28 protein-coding genes are annotated in these 24,266 nt (G+C 43.5%); 7 read left to right on the top strand and 21 right to left on the bottom strand.

The window, feature by feature from the left end; translation table 11 throughout:
* Positions 1 to 110: 110 nt before the first annotated feature.
* The 4 genes from IRE19_RS05210 to IRE19_RS05195 form a co-directional block, all read right to left on the bottom strand.
* Complete coding sequence (locus IRE19_RS05210) at positions 111 to 1,493, bottom strand: M1 family metallopeptidase (RefSeq protein WP_203339532.1); 1,383 nt, start codon at positions 1,491 to 1,493, stop codon at positions 111 to 113.
* 129 nt (positions 1,494 to 1,622) lie between these two features.
* Positions 1,623 to 2,219: a class I SAM-dependent methyltransferase gene (locus IRE19_RS05205; RefSeq protein ID WP_203339531.1), complete on the bottom strand. Its 597-nt coding sequence runs from the start codon at positions 2,217 to 2,219 to the stop codon at positions 1,623 to 1,625.
* A gap of 21 nt (positions 2,220 to 2,240) precedes the next feature.
* Positions 2,241 to 3,173, bottom strand: coding sequence for an NAD(P)/FAD-dependent oxidoreductase (locus tag IRE19_RS05200; protein ID WP_203339530.1), 933 nt, complete (start codon positions 3,171 to 3,173; stop codon positions 2,241 to 2,243).
* 25 nt (positions 3,174 to 3,198) lie between these two features.
* The gene (locus IRE19_RS05195; RefSeq protein ID WP_191714294.1) at positions 3,199 to 3,618 is read right to left on the bottom strand and encodes an RrF2 family transcriptional regulator; all 420 of its coding nucleotides are present in this window, start codon (positions 3,616 to 3,618) and stop codon (positions 3,199 to 3,201) included.
* Positions 3,619 to 3,820: 202 nt separating this feature from the next.
* Here IRE19_RS05195 and IRE19_RS05190 point away from each other — a divergent pair, with 202 nt between their 5' ends.
* On the top strand, positions 3,821 to 4,027 hold the full coding sequence (locus tag IRE19_RS05190; RefSeq protein ID WP_191714293.1) for a helix-turn-helix transcriptional regulator: 207 nt from the start codon (positions 3,821 to 3,823) through the stop codon (positions 4,025 to 4,027).
* Complete coding sequence (locus IRE19_RS05185) at positions 4,024 to 4,716, top strand: DUF3169 family protein (protein WP_203339529.1); 693 nt, start codon at positions 4,024 to 4,026, stop codon at positions 4,714 to 4,716. Before IRE19_RS05190 ends, IRE19_RS05185 begins: the two co-directional genes overlap by 4 nt.
* A 94-nt stretch (positions 4,717 to 4,810) precedes the next feature.
* Here the strand turns inward: IRE19_RS05185 and IRE19_RS05180 are convergent, their stop codons facing one another.
* Both IRE19_RS05180 and IRE19_RS05175 read right to left on the bottom strand, forming a co-directional pair.
* A complete protein-coding gene (locus tag IRE19_RS05180) occupies positions 4,811 to 5,026 on the bottom strand; it encodes a hypothetical protein (protein WP_203339528.1) in 216 nt (71 codons plus the stop codon).
* Positions 5,027 to 5,218: 192 nt separating this feature from the next.
* Positions 5,219 to 5,524 (bottom strand): hypothetical protein, encoded by a 306-nt coding sequence (locus IRE19_RS05175; protein ID WP_203339527.1) that lies wholly within the window; start codon positions 5,522 to 5,524, stop codon positions 5,219 to 5,221.
* Between the two features lie 98 nt (positions 5,525 to 5,622).
* Here IRE19_RS05175 and IRE19_RS05170 point away from each other — a divergent pair, with 98 nt between their 5' ends.
* Positions 5,623 to 6,414 carry an alpha/beta hydrolase gene (locus tag IRE19_RS05170; RefSeq protein ID WP_203339526.1) on the top strand — a complete coding sequence of 264 codons (792 nt, stop codon included), beginning with the start codon at positions 5,623 to 5,625 and terminating at the stop codon, positions 6,412 to 6,414.
* Between the two features lie 23 nt (positions 6,415 to 6,437).
* Here the strand turns inward: IRE19_RS05170 and IRE19_RS05165 are convergent, their stop codons facing one another.
* Together IRE19_RS05165 and IRE19_RS05160 are read right to left on the bottom strand one after the other, a co-directional pair.
* Positions 6,438 to 6,629: a hypothetical protein gene (locus IRE19_RS05165; RefSeq protein WP_191714288.1), complete on the bottom strand. Its 192-nt coding sequence runs from the start codon at positions 6,627 to 6,629 to the stop codon at positions 6,438 to 6,440.
* 80 nt (positions 6,630 to 6,709) lie between these two features.
* The gene (locus IRE19_RS05160) at positions 6,710 to 7,639 is read right to left on the bottom strand and encodes a phosphotransferase (protein WP_203339525.1); all 930 of its coding nucleotides are present in this window, start codon (positions 7,637 to 7,639) and stop codon (positions 6,710 to 6,712) included.
* Positions 7,640 to 7,814: 175 nt separating this feature from the next.
* Here IRE19_RS05160 and IRE19_RS05155 point away from each other — a divergent pair, with 175 nt between their 5' ends.
* A complete protein-coding gene (locus IRE19_RS05155; RefSeq protein ID WP_191714286.1) occupies positions 7,815 to 8,090 on the top strand; it encodes a hypothetical protein in 276 nt (91 codons plus the stop codon).
* Between the two features lie 54 nt (positions 8,091 to 8,144).
* Here the strand turns inward: IRE19_RS05155 and IRE19_RS05150 are convergent, their stop codons facing one another.
* The 4 genes from IRE19_RS05150 to IRE19_RS05135 form a co-directional block, all read right to left on the bottom strand.
* A complete protein-coding gene (locus tag IRE19_RS05150) occupies positions 8,145 to 8,852 on the bottom strand; it encodes a DNA alkylation repair protein (protein ID WP_203339524.1) in 708 nt (235 codons plus the stop codon).
* Positions 8,853 to 8,922: 70 nt separating this feature from the next.
* Positions 8,923 to 9,495: a nucleotidyltransferase family protein gene (locus IRE19_RS05145; RefSeq protein ID WP_203339523.1), complete on the bottom strand. Its 573-nt coding sequence runs from the start codon at positions 9,493 to 9,495 to the stop codon at positions 8,923 to 8,925.
* 84 nt (positions 9,496 to 9,579) lie between these two features.
* Complete coding sequence (locus tag IRE19_RS05140; protein WP_203339522.1) at positions 9,580 to 10,071, bottom strand: NUDIX hydrolase; 492 nt, start codon at positions 10,069 to 10,071, stop codon at positions 9,580 to 9,582.
* Positions 10,072 to 10,106: 35 nt separating this feature from the next.
* On the bottom strand, positions 10,107 to 10,856 hold the full coding sequence (locus IRE19_RS05135) for a class I SAM-dependent methyltransferase (protein WP_203339521.1): 750 nt from the start codon (positions 10,854 to 10,856) through the stop codon (positions 10,107 to 10,109).
* A 554-nt stretch (positions 10,857 to 11,410) separates the two neighbouring features.
* Between IRE19_RS05135 and IRE19_RS05130 the strand changes: the two genes are divergently transcribed.
* Positions 11,411 to 12,157 (top strand): alpha/beta fold hydrolase, encoded by a 747-nt coding sequence (locus tag IRE19_RS05130; RefSeq protein ID WP_203339520.1) that lies wholly within the window; start codon positions 11,411 to 11,413, stop codon positions 12,155 to 12,157.
* 168 nt (positions 12,158 to 12,325) lie between these two features.
* Here IRE19_RS05130 and IRE19_RS05125 read toward each other — a convergent pair whose 3' ends face one another.
* A complete protein-coding gene (locus tag IRE19_RS05125; protein ID WP_203339519.1) occupies positions 12,326 to 12,964 on the bottom strand; it encodes a pyridoxamine 5'-phosphate oxidase family protein in 639 nt (212 codons plus the stop codon).
* A gap of 528 nt (positions 12,965 to 13,492) precedes the next feature.
* Here IRE19_RS05125 and IRE19_RS05120 point away from each other — a divergent pair.
* On the top strand, positions 13,493 to 13,852 hold the full coding sequence (locus tag IRE19_RS05120) for a GNAT family N-acetyltransferase (RefSeq protein WP_203339518.1): 360 nt from the start codon (positions 13,493 to 13,495) through the stop codon (positions 13,850 to 13,852).
* Positions 13,853 to 14,227: 375 nt separating this feature from the next.
* On the opposite strand, the gene IRE19_RS05115 is transcribed toward IRE19_RS05120, so the two are convergent.
* From IRE19_RS05115 to IRE19_RS05080, 8 genes are all read right to left on the bottom strand, one after another.
* The gene (locus IRE19_RS05115; protein ID WP_203339517.1) at positions 14,228 to 14,929 is read right to left on the bottom strand and encodes a LutC/YkgG family protein; all 702 of its coding nucleotides are present in this window, start codon (positions 14,927 to 14,929) and stop codon (positions 14,228 to 14,230) included.
* Entirely contained in the window at positions 14,922 to 16,358 is a 1,437-nt protein-coding gene (locus tag IRE19_RS05110) for a LutB/LldF family L-lactate oxidation iron-sulfur protein (protein ID WP_203339516.1), read from the bottom strand. The genes IRE19_RS05115 and IRE19_RS05110 overlap by 8 nt, the downstream gene beginning before the upstream one ends.
* A 2-nt stretch (positions 16,359 to 16,360) precedes the next feature.
* Complete coding sequence (locus IRE19_RS05105) at positions 16,361 to 17,095, bottom strand: (Fe-S)-binding protein (RefSeq protein WP_203339515.1); 735 nt, start codon at positions 17,093 to 17,095, stop codon at positions 16,361 to 16,363.
* A 119-nt stretch (positions 17,096 to 17,214) separates the two neighbouring features.
* Positions 17,215 to 17,922: a FadR/GntR family transcriptional regulator gene (locus tag IRE19_RS05100; RefSeq protein WP_203339514.1), complete on the bottom strand. Its 708-nt coding sequence runs from the start codon at positions 17,920 to 17,922 to the stop codon at positions 17,215 to 17,217.
* 76 nt (positions 17,923 to 17,998) lie between these two features.
* Positions 17,999 to 19,585, bottom strand: coding sequence for an L-lactate permease (locus tag IRE19_RS05095; RefSeq protein ID WP_203339513.1), 1,587 nt, complete (start codon positions 19,583 to 19,585; stop codon positions 17,999 to 18,001).
* Between the two features lie 245 nt (positions 19,586 to 19,830).
* Positions 19,831 to 20,040 carry a hypothetical protein gene (locus tag IRE19_RS05090; RefSeq protein ID WP_203339512.1) on the bottom strand — a complete coding sequence of 70 codons (210 nt, stop codon included), beginning with the start codon at positions 20,038 to 20,040 and terminating at the stop codon, positions 19,831 to 19,833.
* A complete protein-coding gene (locus IRE19_RS05085; protein ID WP_191714278.1) occupies positions 20,037 to 20,786 on the bottom strand; it encodes an SDR family NAD(P)-dependent oxidoreductase in 750 nt (249 codons plus the stop codon). Before IRE19_RS05085 ends, IRE19_RS05090 begins: the two co-directional genes overlap by 4 nt.
* Complete coding sequence (locus IRE19_RS05080; RefSeq protein ID WP_203339511.1) at positions 20,786 to 22,363, bottom strand: amidohydrolase; 1,578 nt, start codon at positions 22,361 to 22,363, stop codon at positions 20,786 to 20,788. Before IRE19_RS05080 ends, IRE19_RS05085 begins: the two co-directional genes overlap by 1 nt.
* Positions 22,364 to 22,533: 170 nt before the next feature.
* On the opposite strand from IRE19_RS05080, the gene IRE19_RS05075 reads away from it, so the two are divergent.
* Positions 22,534 to 23,844: a hemolysin family protein gene (locus IRE19_RS05075; protein ID WP_203339510.1), complete on the top strand. Its 1,311-nt coding sequence runs from the start codon at positions 22,534 to 22,536 to the stop codon at positions 23,842 to 23,844.
* Positions 23,845 to 24,266: the final 422 nt, after the last annotated feature.

Genomic DNA, 24,266 nt, shown 5'->3' with positions numbered 1-24,266 from the left:
TAGAGTCAGACTGGCGATTCAGCTTATCGGGTTTTGTCTATGGTCTTTTCATCAAAGGAAGGGAAAGAGTGAGTATTGTTGCAGTTTCCCTTTTCCTTCCTACAATTTTCCTACTTTAACCAGCTATCCAGAAATTCGCTTTGATCCCCTTCAAAATACATTTCAAAAAATGCTTTAAACTCTTCGGTGCCGACTTGTTTGAATTGAAATTCTGCGTAATAGGCAGCGAGGAACTCCAGCGCTGTTTCATTTCCATTCAGGCTGTCAAAATATTCTTTAAGCAACATTGGAACCTTGCCATAAATGGTTGAGTAATACGATTCATCCACAAATTTATCGAGCGGGATGTTCACATAAGTTTCTGTCGGATAGTAATCTTCAGCTGCTGCAGCGCTCCAAAATCCATATTCGTCATCGTCATAGCGTTCGCTGATGAAAATGGAACTCGCGAATTCCGTCAAGCCTTCGTCAAGCCACGCTTCCTGATACGGATCATTCGCCACCAAGTAATAAAACCATTGATGGGCGATTTCATGTACCAAAACCGACTCCTGCGATTCCTCATCTGCGGCTACTTCTATGATGTTCGGGTATTCCATATAGCCGTCGTTCCCGATGATATCCAATTCACCAAAGGGATTGTCTCCAATATTTTCTTCAAAATACACATAAGCTTCAGCAGCCAATTCTGAGGTTTCCTCCAGCATGTTTGCCGAAACGGGCGTGAACACCCGCAATTCGGTGTCGTTGGCTTGGACGGTTTCGGTTTCCCACTCATCTGGGTCCATGATTGCCAGGTAAAAATCTTTGATGTTTTGACCTTCCACCAGACCGTTCTGTGTCGCTTCAATCGGTCCATCTTCACCTGAACTGGCTACCAGGTATTCTTTGGGCAACTCGTAGCTGACAGTATAGTCGCCGTAATCCGTATCGTAGGATTCCCCTTTTGAATCATAATCGATAATATCCCAGCCATCTTTGTAAATGCCGAGCATCGGGTACCAATGGGCCAAGTAATAATTATCTCCCACTTGAGATAATCGCATGCCGCCTTCCGGCAAGATCATCGAATACTCAACGGCCACAGTAGCTGCGGAATCAGGCTCCAGCTTGTTTTCCAATTCCACTAGCAGTTCATTGTTGTCCAGTTTATAATCGGTTTCTGCACCGTTAATGGAGACTGAAGAAACTTCCATCTCAAGATCTTCATCTTCGTAGTTTGAAGTTTCTTCCGAATTCATGGCATTCGGCACCAGATAAAAGCCGATTTCAGACCAGGTATCCGTTGAATCATTCGTCACTTCAATTGAAGCTCCAACCTGAAAGCCCCCGTCTTCACTCATCTGAACATCTATCTCATAAACCGCATTTGCAGCATCTTGCTGACTCTCCGCTTTATCGCTGCCGCATTCTTCACAAAACACTAGAGCCTGCAAAATAAAAAATATGATAATCCCAATGGCTATAATCGCCATCCCTATTTTGAGCTTCATGGTTCATCTCCCATTTCTGCAGCTAACGCACAGTTCATTATCGCCGATATCTTGTGATTTTGACTTTCTGTTTTACCAATCATCCAGAGCTAAATTTCCATTCTGTATATCAGTCAGTAAACCTTTTGCCTACTCTTGCTTCCGGGCAATGAGAACATACAAGGAGTCAGCTGGAAAGAACTTATCGGTAATACACAACCCTGCATCTTCAATTTCCTTTTCCATGCCGGCCAATGAAACTCTCGGCGCTTTTTGGTCCGGCTTTTTTTTAGACTCCAATTCAACGACGGCCAAATGGCCACCTGCTTTGAGCAACTCTTTTATCTTCATTAACGTTTCTGCCAAAGGATCAATTTCATGTAAAACCAATGATGCAATGACCACATCGATGGATTCTTTCGGGATTGAAAGCTCTCCTTCACCGCCTTGGATTGGCACAATATTAGTAAGCTCTTCTTTCGCGGCTTTTGTTTTGATCATTTCCAGCATACTCAAATCAGTATCCAATGCATAGACATCGCCATCGACTTGTTTAGCTGCAGGGATCGTGAAATAACCGGTTCCAGCACCAAAGTCTAAAACAGAGTCAGTGTTTTTCAATGGAATTCTTTTCAACAAGGTTTCGGGAGAAAATGCCTTTCTTCTTTCCGGGTTTTCCAGATAAGAGATTTTCCCATGGTGATGGCCATGTGTTTTTTCGTGGGGCTTGCTGTGGTTGTTTGGCATTTGCAACTCTCCTCATTCTCTTTAATTTTGAATCGAATTCAACCTGTCCTGTTTTTTTAACTTTTCTTCAAGCAGTTCTCCATTGACGCTAATCCCAGCCATACTGCCTTCTGCAGCAGCGATGATCAATTGTGATGGCCCATCCATCACCGTATCTCCGCAAGCAAAGACTCCCTCGACATTGGTCCGTTGAAAACGATCGGTTTCCACACCGCCCCGTTCATTCAACTCACAGCCGAGTGATGTGCCAAACCCAGAAGCCTGTATCCATTCGGATGCTACAAACCCGCCTGTACGGGAAAGACTTTCGCCATCCTCAAACTCAATGGCTTCCAATTTACCGTTTGTCCCAATCAATGAGCGGATCTTTTTCTCGTTGACTTTGATGCTGTTCTTTTCCAAAATCTCTTTTTCCTCTATAGACAGGACCGGTTTTCCATTCGTACAGACAATCAAATCATCCGTCCAATTGGAAGCCACTTTAGCCATATGAAAAGCCCCTGGGATTTCTGCAAGCACAACGAGCGGACGGTCTCTGAGCTCCCATCCATCACAAAATGGGCAACTGAAAAGGCTCTTTCCATAAAATTCGTTCAAGCGGTCGATAGCCGGAAGAACTTCTTTAAAGCCCGTCGCTAAAATCACTTTTCGGGCTTGGAAGTGATCACCTTGCTCGGTTTCAATATGGAACAGCTCTTGTACTTTTACTATGCTTTGCACCCGCTGTTTTTCAATTTGGATATTCGGATATTCAGCCAGTTCGTCTTGGGCAATTCGTTTCAATTCCTGAGGATCTATCCCGTCGCGTGTTATAAATCCATGGGCTTCCGATGTGACAATATTCCTTGGTTTATTGTCATCAAACAAAACCGTTTTCTTTCTTGCCCTGCCCAAAACCAGTGAAGCATTCAATCCAGCAGGCCCTCCGCCGATTACTGCGCAATCCATTATCATGCTATCATCTTCCTTCTTTATAAATTTAGTTGCCGGTGGCTGTTTCGGCTCTGCTCTCCATTTTCTTCACGATATCAATCAATAACCGGCTTTCAAGTTCAGATTTCATATTTTCTTCAGATTGTCGCATGACTTCTTCTATCAGGCAGCCTTCATTGTGATGAAGCGAGCAATTGAACAGCTTGCTGTCTCCTTCAATGGCAATAATGACATCTAAAAATGAGATTTCATTTGGAGACTTGGAGATTTTGTACCCGCCTTTGGCACCCGGAGTTGATTCAATCAGTCCACCCTTGGTAAGCTTGGTTAATATTTTCGAAAGATAAGTTGGCGACAGCTTTTGAAATTCCGCCAGTTCCTGAACACCTATCGTACTGTTTTGCGGCAACCGGATAAGATGCACCATCGTGTGCAAAGCATAGTTCGTCGCGTTTGAATATTTCATAATGGCCTTCCTTTCCTTTTAGAGATATTACAGACTCTTGTTGTCTCTAATCAAATAAAATATAACACCCATGCCATGCGGAGTCAATTTTTATTCATCCTTATAAATTATTGGAGAAAGACAACAATAATTTTCAATATGACTAATATACTTGTCATTTTGAAATACATCGTTTACACTTTACCTATAGTGAGGTGAAGACATGAAGACAAGATTAAAGGAATTACGGGCTCGATTGGGCATCAATCAAACAGAATTAGCGAAACGGGCAAAGATTTCCCGGCAAACGGTAAGTTTGATTGAACGGGGAGAATTTATGCCTTCTCTGCTGATTGCTACGAAAATCGCCCGTGTCTTTAAAGAACCCGTCGAAGAGATTTTTCAATTTGAAGAGGAGGAACTGAAATGAAAAAATACGGAAGTTTAATCGGTCAATTGGTGATCGGTGCATTGATTGGATTTTTCGGTATGCTCGCTGTTTTGGATGGAGATTTCCGTATCGACTTATCGCCTTACGCCTACCCTGGAAACCTGGTCATTCTCGCAGCCGCTGCAGTGTTAGTTGTCTTTTCCGCTTACCGTTATGTCAGTATCCGCTATCTAGCCAAACAGGATTTAACCGGAGACGAAGAAGATGCAGCTGAAGGGCGAATGTACAGACAATATACGGACGCAAGCCTTGCTTCCACGTTGGCGATCTTGTTCAGTTTGGCATCAATGAGCTTAAGCCTTTTGACGACCCAGCCGCTTTGGCTGCTGATTTTCGGTCTTGTGCTGATCGTCTTCAGTTTTATCATTTCCGGCATTCTGCCAGGATTGATGAAAAATATGTATCCAGAAAGAGATTTGCCTTCCATTACTGATAAGAAATATGCCGAAAAACTGTTGAATGTTTCAGATGATGGCGAAAAGCATATAATGCTTGGCGGTTTATATAAAACACATATCACTATGAATTCCCTGTTGCTGGGAGCGATTGTCCTGCTTCTGTTTTACTCGATTGCGTCAGATTCATCACAGCTGTTCAGCATTTTTATCATTGTTGGTATTTTGGCCATCACCAACACTCAATACCAATTCAGCATTCGAAACAAATAAATGCCTGCAGTAAACAATGAGAAGTATTGAACTTGCGCCCAGACATAAAAAAGCACTGATTTCTCAATGCAGAAATCAGTGCTTTCGTTAGTTATTATTGGCCTCGCGGTGCTTTTGGCGGCTGGCATACATCACATTTACGCTGGTTTTTCGTATTGAATTTCGTAAATGTTTTCTCGAAATTATTGCCGCATGCACATTTAAACAGCAGCTTTTGAGAAAATCCGTGGTATTCTGTAGACAATAATTTGCTGTCTGAGTTTTTTTCAACAAATGCTTTAATTTCTTTAAAGTTCCATCGTTTATTCATTTTCTTACACCTCCATATTCTTTCGGGAAGCGGAGGCTTTTTGGCATCCGTTCAATTACGGCAAAAGTTGATTTTGCCCTAAGTTCTACATTATAGCACGTGCTGTCGTATAAATATAAAATTTGTTTTTATTCTCATGAAATCAAAAGCTTTAGGACCGTTTATAATTCGCTTTTCTGTGAAACTTCGTTCCTATCCCCACCACATTACCGTTACAAAAAATGCCCAGACAGATGCACTTGGAGCAGTTATGCACAGGATCATTAAATAGATTTCCCGATTTTCAGAAACATACTTTTTCTTTTTGAACAGGAAAAAAATTAAGATCGCAGCCACTGCATATAATGAAATACCCAAAACAGTTAAAGCCGTCAAATAATAAACTGGCGAGATATCGATAACATTGCCATTCAAAAAATATGCGATCCCTTGCCCGAAAACACATAAGATGGTGGCCGATACAAAACTGCCGATCACCCATGCAGTCAACTTTGTCATGTCCTGTCCCCTTTTCGAATAAAACAAATGAATTTGCAGGTATTATTTTGCGGTTGACGAAATAGTACTTTATCTAGGAATAATTGGGGGATACTCGAATGCTGCAGTCTGTTCTATACAATCAAAGAAACAATAAACCCACAATCGCCGCCATTCCCGCACTTGGGGAACGGAAAGAAATCTATGAATCCTTAGCTGAAAACCTGAAGGAATTCCAATTGTTGGCTATCGATTTGCCGGGCCATAATGATGAGGCAAGCAAAGACTTTTCAATTGAAACCTACATAGAAGAGCTTAAGAGACTTTTAGCTGAATTATCAATTTCCGAAGTCCATCTTATCGGCAATTCAATCGGCGCTTGGATCATCCAACATTTCTATAAAAACTTTCCTGAAATAGTCCTCAGCATCACTTTGTTGGATGGAGGTCATTATTTCATAGGCGATTATAGCGACGGTGAAGATGAAGAAATTGAACTTCCTGCCGTTGAAAAGCTCGAAGATTTACAACGAGCCATCCAGGAACAAGCCGAGGCAATGGATATGCCAGCTTTTATGAAAGAGAAATTTACCGCGTATCTGCTCGGCAACTTTATCAACAGAGATGGAGTATATGTCCATCATAGCGATGCAGTTGCAGTAAATGCACTGTCTAAAGCCGTCACCAAAACTAACTATTGTCTAAAGGAAGAATCTGGCGTTCCTCTTTTGTTGTTGCTGGCTGATAAGGAAAAAGACGAGTCTGAGTCAGAGAAAAGAGTGGCCTTCCGTCTTTCGCAGTCAGAGGCGATCATCGAGGTCATCCCGAAAAGCCATCACCTTTTACCGATTACCAACCCTGCTTATGTATCTGTTCATTTTAAAGAACTAGTGATGTCATTAAAACAATAGAGTGTCCAAAGAATGCATCAGGGCTACATCCCTTCTTTATTTCTTCCTTTTTTTATTAAAGCAAACAGACTGACGATCCCTATTATAAGAAGGATTCCCATGCTGACGATATAAAAAGCGGACTTGGCAGTTTGGCTTAAAAAATCTATGTTGCTCACTGCGGCTGCTCCGAGTACACAAAATAAGATGATTGCTAAAATGATTCGATCTTTCATAAAAACGCTCCTTTTTGGAAAATTATAAGTGATAACTCATCTCCCTGATTCAAAGCACTCAATATACTTTCCTGATCAGGTTACATAAAATTATATTCTTCACTATTCATCAGCAATTGGACAAGCTTCTCGAACAATTTCCGCTGTGCAGGATTGTGCCAATCTTCCGGGGTATCGGCCATCAGCCACATCACTTCATCAAGAAATACATGTTCAATGGCTTTCGGCCAATAGGATTTTTCTAGCGGTGACAGGGCCACCGATTCTTCATAGCCTATTAAAAACAATTTCCATTGGCGCGAAGTAAATGGCTGATCTGGTGCAGTTTCCAGTTCATTGTGAAACAGTAAAAGAACCAACGCCAAATCGAAAATCCGTGGGACCCAGCCTGCATTATCCGGGTCAATCAAATAAGGATCGGGAGTATAGATCAGGTTGTTCGCTTTATAATCATAAGGCGTGGCAACGTGGGGCAATCCAGCTTGATTTAAGTCTTCTTGATTGTGGACAGCTTGCATAAGCCTGTCTTCCAGCTTAGGAGATATTTCGATATCGTATGCTGATGAATTCTGTGTGATTTTTTGAATACCGTCTTCAGCTTCTTGTTCATTAAAATCATATACATCATAGGGACTTAAATTAAATTCATTTTCATTGGAAGAAAGAGCGTGGATCCGGCCGAACAGTTTACCAGCTTCCTGGATTTCACTGTCCAGTCCTGAATAAGTGCTTCCCTCAATAAACGGATACACGACATATATTGCGCCATCAATAGCCATCGGATTATCCGTGGTCATGGAAACAGGCACGACTACGTCAATTCCCGACTCTTTCAAACTTGTGGTGTAGGCCATCAGACGATTTGCTTTAAGCATCGGACTTTGGGTTTTTTTGATGATATATTCTCCTCCAGGTTGAGTGACCCGGTACACAGGAGAAAAAGCATAAATGCTGATCGGCTCATCTTCCGCATGGAATCCGAATTTATTCAGTATGTTTTTAGCGTTCATTGAAATGCTCCTCTACTGGTTTATATCCACTACTAGGTGAAAGATGATTCATTGCCTGCTTAGGATTACCTTTTACATACATCAACACTTTCCATTATCTTACCAGTACGTGGATATAGTTGAAATACTTGTGTGTTATCTTTCACTTAAAATCAAATGAATTGGAGGTCTGGAGATGATCCTTATTTTGGCTATATACATTGCTCTGTTAAGCTTTTCGGTAAGCAAGTTTGCCGGAAACAAGCGGCACCGATGGATTCATTCCGGATACATGACAGCTTTCCTGCTCCCTTTTTTGGTTTACGCCATTTTTATGGGAGTCATCGCGCCTATCGTACAGGCCGGAATCGGTGTCAGCTTTTTCGGCTTTATTTTTGCTGTTGCTACATTGGTTAATGGATTGGCATTCTTGTATATTGGCTATGCATCCAAAAAACTGCGTGAGGAATAAAGAAAGCCCGAAACAACTCAAAAAGGACAATCCACAGAAGATTGTCCTTTTCTATTAACATCTTACATATCTCCGTTTAAATCCGATTCTGCCTTTATCCAGATCCTTTTGAATGCTTTCATGGGCATTCAAAAAACTGCTCTTTTTATTGTCCCTCTTCATTTCGATTACTCCCACTTCTTTTGAAACTTCAACCGCTTTTTCAGTAAGTGGTCTATAAGAGACACCAACCGTGTATAAAAAATTATTCATTGCAGATTTCGTTCGTTCAGGCGAATCGTATATCGTATGTTTAACTCGATCCAACATTGAGGCGATTTTGCTTTCGGAAAATTCCTGGTCCTTCCGGCTCCCCAGAAGCCAGCAGTAACAGCTCCAACCTGCAGACATCTTCAGCTCTTCGCCGCTGTCTATCCATTTGTCGGCTACTTCCTGTGCAATATCCGATTCCGACAGCGTTACGGCTACAACATAATCCGACAGCATGTAAAAATATGCGCCATCGATCCACCGCTCAAAATCTGTTGCGGCCATGGCTTTCGGATCTGCGATAATGCCTGCAAAATACATGGCATCATAGTTGCCGGTCGCGTAAAGCTGGTCTGCTAATTGCTGGTCTCTTTTGATTTGCTTCACTATCGGTTTCATCGCCCCCGTAGCCACTCCATAAACCGGTTCGTGTGCACCATTGGATACGTACATTTTCTTCATCCGCTCTTTGCCCAGCGCTTCAAGTTCCTGCATTACTGTTTCGAAATCCATCTTATTCCATCCTCTCGCAGAAGAACTGCTGTGTACTTTAGTAAGTATAAAGCATTTCATTAATACCGAGTCATGGTTTTATCGTATCCAAACTGAGCATTGGCCAATATTGTGTCCACTTCTTCTTTTCCATCCGTTCCTTGTAAATCTTAAGATTTTCTTTACTCGCAATAAAATAAAGCGTTGGGGTTACGTGCAATTTAACTAAATCTTCTACACCATGCGGAGCAGCTAAAACCAATTGATTTCGTGCATCCAATTTAACGCCCAATGCGGTAGCTGTCTCTGGGAATTTCGATATCGCATCCACAGCTGAAATATAAGGTGGTATTTGATTCTGTATATGCATTCTTGCCTGATTCTTCACAGACCATGGAATTCCTGGTATCTTTTCTATAAGGATTCCTTCTATCCGCTTGTCCACTTCTTCACTATCGATTGTATCATCATAATAAATAACATCGACATCAGGCAAAAGCGTTCTTACTTTGTATCCATGCAACCTGTCCCAAACCTTTGAGCGCACAAATCCTGCACAGATCCACCAGTCTGGAAGGCTTAGAGTCTTCACCTCTACCAACACTTCCAACATCCATTCATCTTGTTCAATCAGTTCTATAATATCACTCTCGCTAATTATCATCCGCAATTCCCCTTATTGCATCGATAGTTTTAAACCACCGGATTCTGTCTTTATATAGGTTCCTTGTTTTTAACCTGCTTCAGATCATTTCAAATTAATGGCCTCAGAAAGAATCTCCTGGTACAGTTTATTCCAATCATGGTGAGTATTCGGCACCTCATCCGATGTCAGCAAGACTCTTCGTGACGATTCATATCCTGCTTTAAAAGGATGCAACATATTGATGTCCATTTTATAGAATGCCTGATAGCCAATCTTTGGATACCTCCCTTTTTCGTCCCAAATCGGATTGTCACTATGATCGACCATTATATATCCGACCAGCTGGCAATTTCCTGAGACGTACCCTTCTTCGAGTGCTTCTCTATGTATACTTTCTTCAGGGGTTTCCCCGACTTCGATATGCCCTCCCGGAAAATCCCAGCCTCGATGTTTTAAATCAACCAAAAGCATTTTTTCTTTATAGAAGCAAAAGCCATGCGCACTGGTCACGAGCTTATCAGACGGCAGCCATTTATTAGCTTGCCAGGTCAGTTTCACTTCAGCGTCTCCCCATTTTACGTAGGATGAAACCATATGCTGCTCCTCCTTCCCTTTTATGAATTTGCCTCTTATTTTATTGCCACTATCAAAAAACGTTTCGAATTTGTACAAATACCTTTTGATGTCTGGTTTTTTTCAATAAAAATATTCCATAGGCGATAATCATTTTCCTCTTGACCGAAGTTCGGAATGATTGGTGTATGTTGAAGCAGAAACAAGAGATCTTCAGGTCTTTCATAGTATTCCAGAACATTGTCATCGTATATTTCCACTTTTGAAAATCCAGCATCGATTAATTCTCGTCGATACTTTTCTTTCAACGTACCATCTTGTAAATTGTAAGTTTGTCCACGGCCAAAACTGCGTTTGATATTTAACTTATCGTCTTCACTGACTTGTTGAGTTATAAAAATCCCATCTGACTTCAACACTTTTTCCACTTCGGCTGAATTAAATGGAGCGTGTCGACTGACCACAATATCAAAGAAGTGTTTAGGAAATGATAAAGCCTTAGAGGACATTTGGGCAAAACGCGTATTCGTTTGTGTTGATCCTCTCAAATTTTCTTTTGCTGATTGGATCATCTCAATCGACAAATCTATTCCAACAGCAATTTGCACGAACGGCGCAATTTTCAAAAGAGTTTCTCCGCTCCCAGTTCCAATATCCAATAGGAAATCGTCTTTATTGCAGCGCCTACTTACTTCTGCGGTGAACTCCCAAGCTGCTTTATCAGCCGAAACCCGCAATTGACTGAAGTCCCAACCATTGATTTTGCCTATCTTGTCATAAAAATTTGTATAATCAAAGTCCTTCATGTAGCTACCCCCTTTTCAGCTCTAATAGCGTTTCCAAGTTGAGTTCCAAATTGTTATTCGATATAAAAAATACATCTACCTAAATAGCTCATAAACGTGGCAGTTACATCATTTAGTCTTTATTTTCATTATATCCAATTTCAAAGCTGAAAAAGGATAAATAAAAGAGCGACTATTATCGTTCTTTATTCGTTTGAAACTATAAGACATTCTTCTCGTCTAAAATTTAAAGAACCAACATAGTTTAGACGTTGAGAGAGTGACCCGGATGAAGGCAATATGTTTTTTTTGCTATGGCCTTATTATTGAGCGCTTATCAAAGTGACACAGCAACCCATACTGTGGCCAGCCCAGATGAAAATTCTAAGGATATTTAGCATCAAGCTACCGACGAAGTCAGTAAAACCATTACTGAAATAAAGAAAGACAAGCTTTATTTGTGCACAGATAAATAATCTCTAGCCTCCAGATTCTCTTCAAATAGTCAGTTCCCTTCCTCTCACTCAATCCGCAAAAGTATAAAGTGACTTATTTTCTTGGAAAGGATGAAACCCATGCTTAATTTTTCGGAAACAGAAGCTAATGAAAACGAACCCATTCTCTTTATTCACGGAATTGGTGCGAGTCGTTGGATGTGGTGGCAGCAAGAAAAAGCATTCTCGGATTATCCAATCATCCTCGTAGATTTACCAGGTCACGGAAAAAGTGTTTCAACTCCATGGATCAGTTTAATGGGTACCACTGATTTGATTGCAAAAGATGTACTTAAAAACCGGGCCGCTCATGTGGTCGGGATATCATTGGGCGGCCATATCGCTTTGGAATTGGCGAAACAATATCCTGAAAAGGTTCTCAGTGCATTTATCAGCGGCATTACCGTCACACTTATGCATTTTCAATTTTTCCTTAAACTGCAATCGCGAATCGTCCAAAGAGGAATCCACAACGATCGCTATCTCCATAAAATAGCGCGTGAATATTACCGCTTGCCTGCCGATAAAACAGCTGACTTTATCACGAATTACCAACTTCTAACCAGCGAAACCTATGAAACCATTTGGAAAGAAATTATGCAGTTTCATCTGGATCAGTCCTATGGAAAGATTGCAGCACCGTGCATGTTTGCGGCTGGGGATCAGGAATCACGCGGCATTCTGGAAGCGGTCGACTTAGCTCCAAAACTCATACCGAATTCTGTGGGGCGTTTGGTTCCTGGCGCCCAACATGCCTGGCCGGTGCAAAAAGCGCCGGAATTTAACCGGCTGTTAAGAGAGTGGCTGGATTGCTTTCATGGTGAATAGCTGTTTGGTCAATAGCTATTTTTTCAGCTGCGTCATCTGAAAGAAAGCTCAACCCCAGTCAGCTACTTACTATCTAAGGAAATATCCTTAACCTTAAACACTTTAAGGTCCCAGCACCTATCTCGTTCTTTCTCTATAAAACTCAAATAACCCCTATGCCCATCAAATTTAATACAATGTTTCCCGGTAGCTCTTATCCAGAATTTTCCCAATCGCCTCTTCATCCACATTCGGCAATTTCGCATGAGCCGCCAATATCTTTGCACCTTTTGGAAGTTCCTCTTTATTCGCCCACATCTCCGGGTTCCACAGTTCTGACCGCCTGAACGCCTTGGCACAATGAATAAAGCATTCTTCCACGTCGACACCGATGCCCAGAAGCGGCCTTTTTCCGTTTACCGCCATTTTTCCCAGCAATTCTTCATCATGGATCACGCTGGCTTTTCCGTTGATGCGCAAGGTCTCCCCAAGCCCCGGGATTAGAAACAGCAAACCAACATTCGGATTCGACAAGATATTCCGCATGGAATCCATCCGCTTATTGCCGGGCCTTTCAGGAATGATCAACTGCTTGTCATTTAACACGTATACAAAACCGGCATTGTCACCACGTGGAGACACGTCGCAAGCTCCGAATTCATCGGCCGTTGAAATTGTCAGAAATGGCGACTTGTTGATAAAGTCTCTGCAATGTTCATCCAAGTATGAAATGACTTTATTGTTCACAAGTTCACTCGGGTTTCCTGTAATTTCGCGAAGTTCTTCTATCGTCTTCACTGTATTTGGAAATGCTTGTGTTGTTTTCATTTCTTTCAATCCTTTTCTCAATGAATATTTTTTATTTCCAGAAATGGTTGCAACGCATAATCGCTGCCTATAAAGATAACGGAAATTTCTATATACGAAGGATTGTAACATGAAGTGCAAGATCTTGAAAACGCATTACTGAAGCCATTCGAGATAAATTGTTTCCCAAAAAGTATCCCATCATCAAATTTTCTAGCGGCGAATGGGATTCTTTGCCTATCATTCCATTCATAATGAAAGAGGACGAATAAAACCTGTCTTGCTCATGAGATAATGGCTAAAAACAAAAAATCTAAATTTACAGAAAAATGAGCCGTGTTTCTCTTTCTTCTAGTTGAAGAATCGGATATGCTTTAAGCGTCGCAAAAGATGTTCCTTTCGCGACAAAGGAGACGCTTGAACTGTACACCAACCAAAAAAGCTCAGTACATTTCTGCTTCTTCGTCGATTTACACGCTTTCTGCTACAGGAGATCCGTTTCCGATAAGAGAATGGTTAGAAACTTCGTATGGAAAGGGGATGTTGACTGTGTTAATTGAATACAACAACGCGTATGAAAAAGCGGCAATGGATCTATTGTCTTTTATGTCCGATGAACATCAATTGAAAGCTTTGCAACAAACCATGCAGAAGAACGAAGAAAATTCAGCTTGGCAATTATACCTGTGGAAACAGGAAGATGATGTTGTCGGGGTGATTGGGATTGAAGTGGCTGAACTCACATTCACGGTCCTTCATGCTTCCGTGAACTCCTCCTATCGAAATGAAGGGATTGGCCATGCAATGATAAAAATAGTCCAAGAGCTTCAAGAACCCCGTGCCATGCGGGCTTCGATGGAAACGAAAGAATTCCTCGCGAAATGTTGGGAAACGGCTCATCCGCTCTAACTATATTAGTTGAGCTAGAAAAATAATATAAAAAATGCTTGGCACTTTGAACAAAGCTCCCGCTCAGTCCGGAGCCGCGCCATCGCTGAGAGAGATCTCTAAAGATATGGAGTAAAACAGCGAAGACCATCTCCCTCTCTGAACTAGTCGAACAGCTTATAAATTGGTTCAGACCATTTTTTCTTCAAATAAATATAAAGACACTGCCCTTTAGAGATTTTCAATCGCCGGTCATGGCTCAAGTGAGTTAATCAATTTTCTAACGTCATTAAAAATTGCCGCTCCCAAAAATCAAGATTTTGGGAGCGGCAACATGTGCATGATTGTTTAGTTTTCTCGTTTGCAAATCAAATTCTTATAGCTGGAGACGGCCCTTCATCTGTCTGTTACCACGACATGGATCGCCTCGATCGGACCATGGACCCCGATGACGATATTCATTTCGATATCCGCGCTATTGCTCGGCCCTGAAATGAAATTGATGCAAGTTGGAAGAAGATCTCCTGCATCCACCGATTGCTGGATCTGTTGTGTCGCTTGCGTCATGCGCGGCACGATTGTCGACTGCGGCACAATGGCTATATATGCTATAGGCAACAAGCTGACTGAACGCGCGATATCCTTATCATTGAACTGCACGACTGTACCGGACTCTGCTAGACTGATATCACTGAAGAAGACGCCAACCGCAGCCTCCTTTGCAATGGTGATGTTTTCTTCACCCACCTCGGTATTCCATACATGTGCTTCACTTTCCACAAGTAACGGCTCCAATCCATATTCGGCAAAGCGTCTGTCTTTCGTGGTGACGATACGCCCACCGCTATATTGACTAATTGCGCCTTGCAACTTTTCTGCAAGCTCGGAAGCAGTCGTTTCAATCACTGCCGTCGTTTTTTCCAGGCTGCTCTTTTTAAATTCAGACGCCAGTTCTGTTGGAGTCGCATCTTTTAGAATTTCCCATTGCGGGCGATATTTCCACTTCGGCTTCACTACTTGCTTTTTTCGTTCCCTGCCAAGGCGTTCGGAAATATTGTTCAAGAATTCTTCCTGATTACTCAGCAAACTTTCAGTCATGAACCTCGCCTCCTTTTTTACGGTTATCGAACCATTTCCTGAAATTTTCTTTGCCAGGTGCTGGGAAATCGCGCACTTCGGTCCATAACTTCATCGGACCCGGTCCATTTTCTATATGGTCGCCTTTGACAAATGGCTTCATCGCTGCCGGCATGCCTTTTACAGCCATTTTAAACAGCAAAGGCGAACTCGCTCCGACGCCGAATGTTCTCATCGCCATCTTCTCAGCCGTTTTTCCGTAATCCTCCACATAATTTTCCCGATGACGGATCAATAATTCATGGAGCGGGATTTTAACCGGACAAGCTTCTGTGCAAGCCGCGCACAGGCTCGATGCATATGGCAGCTCGCCGTATTCCTCGTAGCCGCCTAATATTGGAGACAATACAGCCCCGATTGGCCCTTGATAGATTGATCCATATGCATGGCCTCCGATATGTCGGTATACAGGGCATACATTGACGCAAGCTGCGCACCGAATGCACTGGAGCGCCGATTGGAATTCGGTGCCGAGGGCATTTGAGCGTCCTGCATCCAAAATGACCAAGTGAAATTCTTTCGGCGCATCAATGCTGTCTTCTTCCACTTGCGGCGTGAGGTTTGTTACATACGTTGTGATTTTTTGCCCTACCGCGCTGCGGCACAATAAATTGGTCATGACATCAAGTTCTTCCCATGATGGGACTAGGCGCTCCATTCCCATAATGCTGATCTGTGTTTTGGGAAACGTAGTGACCATATTGGCATTCCCTTCATTTGTCACCAATGAAATCGAACCGGAGTCAGCAACGGCGAAATTGCAGCCGGTCACTCCGATATCCGCCTCCATGAATGTCTCCCGAAGCTGGGCACGCGCAAATGCTGTCAGCTCCTTCGGCTCTTCCGTTCCGGTGTAATTGGCTTTATCCCGAAACGTGTCGCGAATCTGCTCTTTGTTTTTATGCAAGGATGGCACAACAATGTGAGATGGCCGGTCATGGTCATCAATCTGCAAGATGTATTCTGCAAGGTCTGTTTCATATACGTTGCAGCCGATTTCTTCGAGCGCTTCGTTGAGTCCGATTTCTTCGGTCACCATCGATTTTGCTTTGGTGACGTTTTTGGCATTCTTGCGCTTCGCTACTTCTTGGACGTACCGTGTCGCGTCTTCCGCCGTTTTGGCGAAATAGATGTGGCCGCCTCGCTTGGTGAAGTTTTCACTTAGCTGCTCCAAATAGTAGTCCAAGTTGTCGAGTGTATGCTGGCGGATTTCCTCACCTGCACTGCGCCACTCTTCCCAATCCCCAACCAGCTCATCTTCCACTGTTGCTACCTGTTTTTTGCCGCGCAGGCGGTCTTGTGCAGAACTCATCGCTTGTCTCATGAAATCATCTTCCAACGCGTCATCTACACGTCCGAAGAAGGATTTGTCTCCAATTTTCATTGCCATTGTTACTTCCTCCCTTCAGCTGTCCGTGAATTCAGGATTTGGGCGATATGCTTCACTTCAATCGGTTTGCCTTTCCGGTCAATACGTCCTTTAATGTTCATCATACAGCCATTATCCGCCGCGATTAACAGCTCAGCGTTAGACTCTTCGACATGGCGCACTTTTTCATCGACCATCTGCTCGGAAATCGGTGCCATCTTGACGGCGAATGTTCCACCGAATCCGCAGCAATCATAATTATTCGCAAGCGGCAGCATTTCAAGCCCTTTGACATTCGCCAGCAATTTGAAAGGCGCTTCTGTTTCCTTCAATAAACGTGTCATGTGGCACGACGTATGGTACGTTGCCCGAGCCGGATACACCGCGCCTACGTCTTCGATATTCAATACATTGACGATGAACTGAGTAAATTCGTAGGTTTTGCCTGAGAGAGCTTCCGCCCGCTTATGCCATTCCGGTTCATCTTTGAACAGCTCGGGATATTCCTTGAACATTGCCGCACAGGAACCGGACGGTGTAACCACGAATTCCGAGTTTTCGAAGCTCGCTATCATTTGCTTTGCCGCTTTTTGGGCATCTTTCCGGTAGCCGCTGTTGTAAGCAGGCTGGCCACAACAAATTTGTCCTCCAGGAAGATCAACATCGCATCCCAGCCGCTCCAAAACTTCGACCACATCTTTTGCAACGTTTTGATAAAACATTTCTGACAGGCAAGTAACAAACAATGATACTTTCATAACTAATCACCCTTTATAAATTATTTTTAATTCACAAGAAAATGTTCAACTATCGCAATGAATAAAGCAGGTCATCATATGACTTGATCAATAAAATTCGTTTACTGTGAACGAGCTATTTAATCAATGTATTTTGACAGGACTTTTTCGACTCCAATTAAATGAGTTAACATATTTTTTTGAGCCTCTTCATTCCTGCGTGCTTTTATTGACTCATAGATTAACTGGTGCTCTTCATATAACGAACCCATCATTTCCTGTGAGTATAGAAGAAGCAACCGTGTTTCTTTCATCGATTCAACCATAATTTCAGAGACACTCGTCATTAAGTTGATCAGCATTTTATTATGCGTAGCATGGGCGATGGCTAAATGGAAATCCAAATCTGCTTTTTCCCCTATCTCGCCTTGCCCTTTAGCTTCTTTCATAGCTTGTAAAGCTTCTTCCATGGGCAATAAATCTTCAGCTTCATAATTGATAGAAGCTGATGCTACCGCTCCGACTTCTAAAATTTTCCGTACTTCCGAGAGTTCTTTGATGTCTTCGCGCTTCATTAGAAGTGCCGAAGATAAGGGAAGTGAAAATGTTGTCGCATCGAATGTTGTGATGTAAGTCCCTTCACCTTGGCGCATTTCCACTAAGCCCATGGCTCGCAAGCCGCTTAAAGCTTCCCGGATTGCTGAACGTCCCACGTTGAAATTTTTCGCTAATTGTTCGACAGAATCCAATTTATCTCCAGCCTTAAATTGACCAGTCTTAATCATTTCCAAAATAGAATCGGTTACTTCTTCGTATATTTTTCTCGTTCGAATTTGTTTGAATTCCAACTATTTTCTCTCCCCGCTAATATATACCTATCCTTACTTTAATAGAAACAGACAGAATTTAAAAGAAAGAGACAAATTACAGGAAGGTACTTAAAACAAACCCGCCAATTCCAGCTAATATACCGTACAGTAAAGCTGGAATCAGTGTTTTTCTTATAATGGTTCCTTCTTTCCCCGATAATCCTACGACTGCGGAAGCCGCAACTACGTTATGGACACAAATCATATTTCCGGCAGCTCCACCGATAACTTGAAGCGCTAAAATGATATTCGTGTCCAGACCGGTCTGTTCTGCAATGCTGTATTGGACTGGTGAAAATGTCAATGTGGAAACTGTTGCACTGCCCGTGATAAATGCCCCCAATTCCCCTAAAAATGGTGCCGCAAATAACCAGGCTGGACCGATGGACATCGCTAAAGCCTGTGCGATATAATTCGGCATGCTGACTAGATCGTTGATGTTTATACTGGAATTGGTGAAAACCTGTACCAATGCCAGTGTAGATATCAACGCTAATCCAGCATTTTTGATAGAGAAAAGCGATTCTTTTGCAGCCTTTGTAAAATTCGAGAATGGTTGCCGCTGAAAAAAGACAGCAAGTACAGCAGCTAAAACAAGAATTGTTCCTGGAGAATATAAAATTTCCCATTTCGATGTAATGCCTTCTATACCCAGTATATTGTTCCAAGTCAGATCAATGGCGGTTAATGTGAATTCTTTCACTGCTGGGAGGATCCGTGTAATCAATAACAATCCAACTACCACGAAATAAGGAGACCATGCCGTCAACAGCCCCATATTCGACTTTTCCGTTTCCACTTCAAAATCATCCTGTAACGCATCTTTCCACTGTTCTTTCGGCAATAGCCAGCCTTTTTTTGCGGTGAATGCCGCAAAAGCCAAACCTGTCAGCGAAGCCAGGATCGCCACAAACTCATGGCCGAATAGTGTTGCATAAAGAAGTGCTGATGATGTATAGATGATGCCAACAAACAATGTCCAAGGCAGCAATCCGAAGACTTCCGATAACCCTTTTCTTTTACCGAAAATCAGCGTCAACATAATAACAAGAATGGAAGGAATAAATGTACCGGCAAACATGTCAATTGTCGCTACTGTCACGCCGATTTCCTGGAAAAAAGACAGGTCCGCATTGGGGATATTGCTCAGTCCGACTTGAATAGGCGTACCGACAGCTCCATAGGAAACCGCTGAACTGTCAGCGACCAACGCTAAGACGGCTGCTGCAAGCGGATTAAAACCCAATGCCAGCATCAACGGGCCTGTCACGGCAGCAGGGGTACCGAATCCAGCCGCCCCTTCGATTAACGAGCCGAATAAGAATGCCACCAGGACCACCTGAACACGCATGTCCCCAGAAATACTTTGAAATCCTTGATTGATCCGTTTCACAGCCCCTGTATGTTTTAGCGTGTTCAACAAGACAATTGCGCCAAATAAAATCAATAAAATGGTGAACGCTTTATGCGTCCCTTGTAAAACGGAAGCCAAAATAACAGTTGATTCCATTCCCCATGTTGTAAAAGCCAATACAATAACGATAATAGCGCTGAAAAACATCCCCTTTAATGCAGACATCCTTAACATAACGACAAAAATGAATGGCGCTATAATGGCGCTCAAAGCTACAAGTAACAACATAAATTTTGTTCTCCCCTTTCTTTTAGACATTTCAGTAAAACGCTTTCATTTAGTCAAAACAGGTCATCTGATGACCTGTTGTTTTACTTTATATAATTAGTTGAATTTTGTCAACAATTTTCAGATAACAGTAAGAGAATAAAAGACATTTTATATTCAGAGCAAAAAACGTCCGTAAAGTGCCAAAACACTTTACGGACGTCCTATTTGATTTCTTATACCTTGACGAACAGCTAAAGGCTCTATTAATTTTTCCGCTCATTCATTTCCGCTACAGCTGCATTGAATTTGTCGAAATCGAATTCAACGCTGTTCGGTTTGTAGAAGAAAAGGATGGAGTCTTTTTCGCCCTGTGCCAGCAAGAACGTAACGACGGCTTTTGGGCTTGTCATGTCAATTCCCGCTTGGTTGGCATCAGCCAGCTTCATCAGGATGTGTTCCGGTGTTTTGCTCAATTCAAGCTCCCCTTTCCTGGTTGCGGTAGATTGCGGATGTCCAAAATGGTCGGCAATTCGTTGAAATCCGGACGGCGGGTCATTTCCATCAAGAGACGCGCCGTTTCTTCCGGACTGCTGAGCAGTCCGCTTTCCTTGTAGTCAAGAAACTTGTCGATCAATGGAAAGTCGGCAGCTTCACTTTGGCGAATGGTCTGCTGCATGGCAGTATCGATGATTCCAGGTGCCACCGACACCACTTTTACATCATCATTTTCCGCATCCAGACAAGAACTGAAATGATCGAGTCCAGCTTTTCCGGCACAATAAGCACTCCAGCCTTCATAGACTTTACGCCCCGCTCCTGAAGACGTGTTGACGATTTTCTTATCAGCTGAATTGCTTTTCAGCTGCCTTATAAAAGCACCGCATAGCAGCATTGGCGCTGTCAAATTAAGGACGATGCTTTGGCTGACCTGAGTGGCGTCGTTAGTATGTGCGAGCCCAATCGGTTCAATCGTTCCAGCGTTATTCACCAAGACAATGGTTTCCGTTTCTCCAGGAATCAAGTTCAACGCTTGCGCAATAATTTCTTCGATCGCGTCCAGCCTTGTCAGGTCAAACGGCAAAAAATGTCCTCCCGGCCAATTGTCCGGCTCGGTACGTGCAATTCCAATAACTACATGACCCGCAGCGTTGAGCTGGCGACTCCATTCAAAACCGATTCCTTTAGATGCACCAGTAATGATATAGGCTTCTTTTGCCATTATTTCTCTTCACCCTTTTGGAACATGATTTCTCCTGCAACGACAGTCATGACTGCCTGAGCCTCCAGAATCTGTTCTTCATTTCCTAAGAACAGGTCTCGATCGAAAACGGTGAAATCGGCGTCGAAGCCTTCCCGGATGATTCCGCGTACGTCTTCTTTGTAAATCGCTGCCGCACTGCCGCTTGTATAAAGCTGAATGGCTTCAAAACGTGACAGTTTTTCTTCCGGCTGATAGCCTTCATGCAAATCATAAGGCTTTCTGCGCGTAACTGCCGCATAGATGCCCAGACACGGATCCACTTCTTCAATCGGCGCATCTGATCCACCAGCACAAATCAAGCCTTGATTGAGAAGCTTTTTCCAAGCATAAGCCCATTCCAAACGGCTTTCACCAAGACGCTCCACGACCCAAGGAAAGTCGGATGTCACAAAGCTTGGCTGAAGATCCAAAGCCACATCGATTTTCTTCATGCGCTCCACTAGATCTTCTCGCACCACCATTGCATGGATCAGGCGATCCCGCTTGCCTGCAGGCACCGGATGCGCTTCGATGGCATCCAATGCCATTTCCAGGCCCAGGTCTCCGATAACATGAATGGCTACCGCTTCACCGTGTTTCCGCGCAATCGACACCAAGCGTTTGAACTCTTCATCAGACTGGATTGCAACACCGACCGTTGATGGATCATCATTATACGGCTTGCTCAACAATGCCGTACGGCCGCCGATCGAACCATCCGAAAAGATTTTCATTGGGCCTGGGTCGACAAACGGCTCTGCGTATGTGGCGTTTTCCATCATCTCTTCAAAAGCACTATGGGCTCTAAGCAGATGCGCACGGAATTTCACTTCGTTGCCGATGACATTTTTAAAGGCCTGCAATGGACGTGAGTAATGGCCGTAATACCCCATGTCTTCTGTATGGGCACCTGTTAAGCCAAGCGACAGCAAATTGTCCACTGATGTTTGCAGGGCACGCGTCAAGTATTCGACGCTGACTTCCGGAACCTGGTTGGCGACAAGGTCCTGAGCTGCATCCAGCAAGTACCCCGTGGGTTCGCCGTCTGTATCACGGACGATCACACCGCCTTCTGGATCCGGACTGTTTTTAGTGATGCCTGCAAGAGCCAGCGCACTGGAATTGGCCAGGATGGCATGGCGGCAAACCCGCTTCAACAGCATTGGTGATTCACTGATTTCATCAAGCTCAGAGCGATGGAAAATTTTGCGGTCTGCAAAATTATTTTCATTCCAGCCTTCTCCAATAAACCATTCCTTTTTGCTTAAACCTTTTGTGGATTCGATCAATTGCTCACGCATTTCCTCCGAACTTCCGATTTTCGACAAGTCGACACGCATCAGTTTTTCCCCGTGTCCGATCATATGCATGTGGCTATCGACAAATCCAGGGTACATAACCTTCTCGCCCAAATCGACTTCCCGTTCTGCAAATTGCTTCAATTCCTTGTATGTACCAATTTTCTCTATGCGATCATCCGACACCAGTACTGCTTCTGCAGTCGCGCCTTCAGTTTCCATTGTATAAATCGTTCCCCCATGCCATAACACTTTCATCTAACCACTCCTTTTCTCTCTTCCCATCATAAGTTTATTCGCCTCGGCATTCAATACGTTTGATTTGAATTTTTCACTCAACTTTCCGTAAAGCATGATGCCGTTCATTTATGGTATACTGTTTTTACTTATAGAAAGCAGAGGTGAACCCTCCCAGTCGGAGGGACGAATTGGACAGTATACTCATTCTCAATTTGTTTTTGGTCGCTCTTTTAATCGGACTGACCGCTTTATTTGTTGGATCGGAGTTTTCGATTATTCGCGTCAGGATGTCCCGCATCGATCAACTTGTATCAGAAGGCAATAAAAACGCCATCTTGACGAAGAAAATCACCAGCAACCTGGATTATTATTTATCCGCTTGCCAATTGGGAATTACAGTGACGGCACTCGGCCTTGGTTGGTTGGGTGAGCCGACTGTCGAACGGATCCTGCATCCGGTTTTTGAAAACTTTGGAATCGAAGAGCCCACTGCGTCGATCTTTTCCTTTATCATCGCGTTTACCGTTATTACATTTTTGCATGTGGTGATCGGCGAATTGGCTCCGAAAACTCTGGCGATTCAATACGCCGAGAAAATGGCCTTTATCTTCGCCCGCCCGCTCTTTCTGTTCGGCATCATCTTGTCCCCGTTCATCTGGCTGATGAACGGTTCTGCCCGTTTGTTGCTGCGTGCTTTCGGCATTGAGCCGGCAGAGCATGAACAGGCCCATTCGGAAGAAGAGCTGAAGATCATCATGACGCAAAGTTATCAAAGCGGTGAAATCAATCAAACGGAATTATCGTACATGCAGAACATTTTTTCTTTCGACGAACGGTTGGCAAAAGACATCATGCTGCCGCGGACACAAATGGAGACCATTTCACTTGAGATGAGCCATGACGATTTGATGGAGATTGTGCGTGACCATCAGTACACCCGTTACCCAGTCACCGAACACGGGGACAAGGATGACATTCTGGGTTTCATCAACGTTAAGGAAATGCTGACCAATTATACTTATAAACAGGACTTGAACGACAGTCTTGTGGTCCACGATATCCCCTTCGTGCATGACATGGCCCCCATACAGGATGTCTTGCTGAAAATGCAGAAAGAGCATGTCCATATGGCGATTGTCGTTGACGAATACGGCGGAACTGCCGGTGTCATCACGATGGAAGATATTCTGGAAGAAATCGTCGGAGAAATCCGCGACGAATTTGATGAAGACGAACGTGACGAGATCAAAGCCATCGACATCAATAATTATTTACTGAATGGACGCGTGCTGTTATCAGACCTGGAAGAGCGCTTCGCCATCGAGTTCGATGACAGCGAAGACGTCGATACTATAGGCGGCTGGATCCAATTAAAGAACACGGACATCACCGAAGGCGAATCGGTTTACTTGCCGACCCACACCATCACTGTACGCGAGATGGAAAACCATCAGATTATCCGTGTACTGTTGACACGTACTGCAGAGCGGAAAGAATGATTCAAAAATCCCCGACAGCTAAAACAGCTGTCGGGGATTTTCCAGCTTGTAGACAAAAGAATATTTATGTCGTTCAAAGGGTGAATATGCAATTTATTGTCTTTCTATTGGATCCTGCACTCCAGGCGGACGCTTTCCTGCGGGCTTGCGCCGGAAGCGAGTCAGGCTGTGCCTGACTCGTTTGCGACGAAGCTAGCGAAGCGATGCAGGAGCATATCTTTGCCCTTCGCCGCCTTGCGCTACGGATCTTTGTATGAAGGAGTTACCAAGTTTATTGGGACGATGGTTTCCGGATCCTGACTAGCAGGCCATTTCCTTGGATTGAAGCTACACGCCCCCGATCGGGCCGGCCACGGAGACTCCTGTGGGACAGCGAAAGCTGAAGACCCCGCAGGAACGCAGTGACGAGGAGGCTGAAGCTG

Source organism: Planococcus beijingensis (assembly GCF_016820615.1).
In the GTDB taxonomy this organism is placed as follows: domain Bacteria; phylum Bacillota; class Bacilli; order Bacillales_A; family Planococcaceae; genus Planococcus; species Planococcus notacanthi.
Note: the sequence above shows the minus strand (reverse complement) of the source record. Positions and strands in the feature narration are given on the sequence as shown.

Coding starts and splice junctions, on each gene's coding strand:
- IRE19_RS05210 (WP_203339532.1), bottom strand. CDS start 1,493: ATGAAGCTCAAAATAGGGATGGCGATTATAGCCATTGGGATTATCATA.
- IRE19_RS05205 (WP_203339531.1), bottom strand. CDS start 2,219: ATGCCAAACAACCACAGCAAGCCCCACGAAAAAACACATGGCCATCAC.
- IRE19_RS05200 (WP_203339530.1), bottom strand. CDS start 3,173: ATGATAATGGATTGCGCAGTAATCGGCGGAGGGCCTGCTGGATTGAAT.
- IRE19_RS05195 (WP_191714294.1), bottom strand. CDS start 3,618: ATGAAATATTCAAACGCGACGAACTATGCTTTGCACACGATGGTGCAT.
- IRE19_RS05190 (WP_191714293.1), top strand. CDS start 3,821: ATGAAGACAAGATTAAAGGAATTACGGGCTCGATTGGGCATCAATCAA.
- IRE19_RS05185 (WP_203339529.1), top strand. CDS start 4,024: ATGAAAAAATACGGAAGTTTAATCGGTCAATTGGTGATCGGTGCATTG.
- IRE19_RS05180 (WP_203339528.1), bottom strand. CDS start 5,026: ATGAATAAACGATGGAACTTTAAAGAAATTAAAGCATTTGTTGAAAAA.
- IRE19_RS05175 (WP_203339527.1), bottom strand. CDS start 5,524: ATGACAAAGTTGACTGCATGGGTGATCGGCAGTTTTGTATCGGCCACC.
- IRE19_RS05170 (WP_203339526.1), top strand. CDS start 5,623: ATGCTGCAGTCTGTTCTATACAATCAAAGAAACAATAAACCCACAATC.
- IRE19_RS05165 (WP_191714288.1), bottom strand. CDS start 6,629: ATGAAAGATCGAATCATTTTAGCAATCATCTTATTTTGTGTACTCGGA.
- IRE19_RS05160 (WP_203339525.1), bottom strand. CDS start 7,639: ATGAACGCTAAAAACATACTGAATAAATTCGGATTCCATGCGGAAGAT.
- IRE19_RS05155 (WP_191714286.1), top strand. CDS start 7,815: ATGATCCTTATTTTGGCTATATACATTGCTCTGTTAAGCTTTTCGGTA.
- IRE19_RS05150 (WP_203339524.1), bottom strand. CDS start 8,852: ATGGATTTCGAAACAGTAATGCAGGAACTTGAAGCGCTGGGCAAAGAG.
- IRE19_RS05145 (WP_203339523.1), bottom strand. CDS start 9,495: ATGATAATTAGCGAGAGTGATATTATAGAACTGATTGAACAAGATGAA.
- IRE19_RS05140 (WP_203339522.1), bottom strand. CDS start 10,071: ATGGTTTCATCCTACGTAAAATGGGGAGACGCTGAAGTGAAACTGACC.
- IRE19_RS05135 (WP_203339521.1), bottom strand. CDS start 10,856: ATGAAGGACTTTGATTATACAAATTTTTATGACAAGATAGGCAAAATC.
- IRE19_RS05130 (WP_203339520.1), top strand. CDS start 11,411: ATGCTTAATTTTTCGGAAACAGAAGCTAATGAAAACGAACCCATTCTC.
- IRE19_RS05125 (WP_203339519.1), bottom strand. CDS start 12,964: ATGAAAACAACACAAGCATTTCCAAATACAGTGAAGACGATAGAAGAA.
- IRE19_RS05115 (WP_203339517.1), bottom strand. CDS start 14,929: ATGACTGAAAGTTTGCTGAGTAATCAGGAAGAATTCTTGAACAATATT.
- IRE19_RS05110 (WP_203339516.1), bottom strand. CDS start 16,358: ATGGCAATGAAAATTGGAGACAAATCCTTCTTCGGACGTGTAGATGAC.
- IRE19_RS05105 (WP_203339515.1), bottom strand. CDS start 17,095: ATGAAAGTATCATTGTTTGTTACTTGCCTGTCAGAAATGTTTTATCAA.
- IRE19_RS05095 (WP_203339513.1), bottom strand. CDS start 19,585: ATGTTGTTACTTGTAGCTTTGAGCGCCATTATAGCGCCATTCATTTTT.
- IRE19_RS05085 (WP_191714278.1), bottom strand. CDS start 20,786: ATGGCAAAAGAAGCCTATATCATTACTGGTGCATCTAAAGGAATCGGT.
- IRE19_RS05080 (WP_203339511.1), bottom strand. CDS start 22,363: ATGAAAGTGTTATGGCATGGGGGAACGATTTATACAATGGAAACTGAA.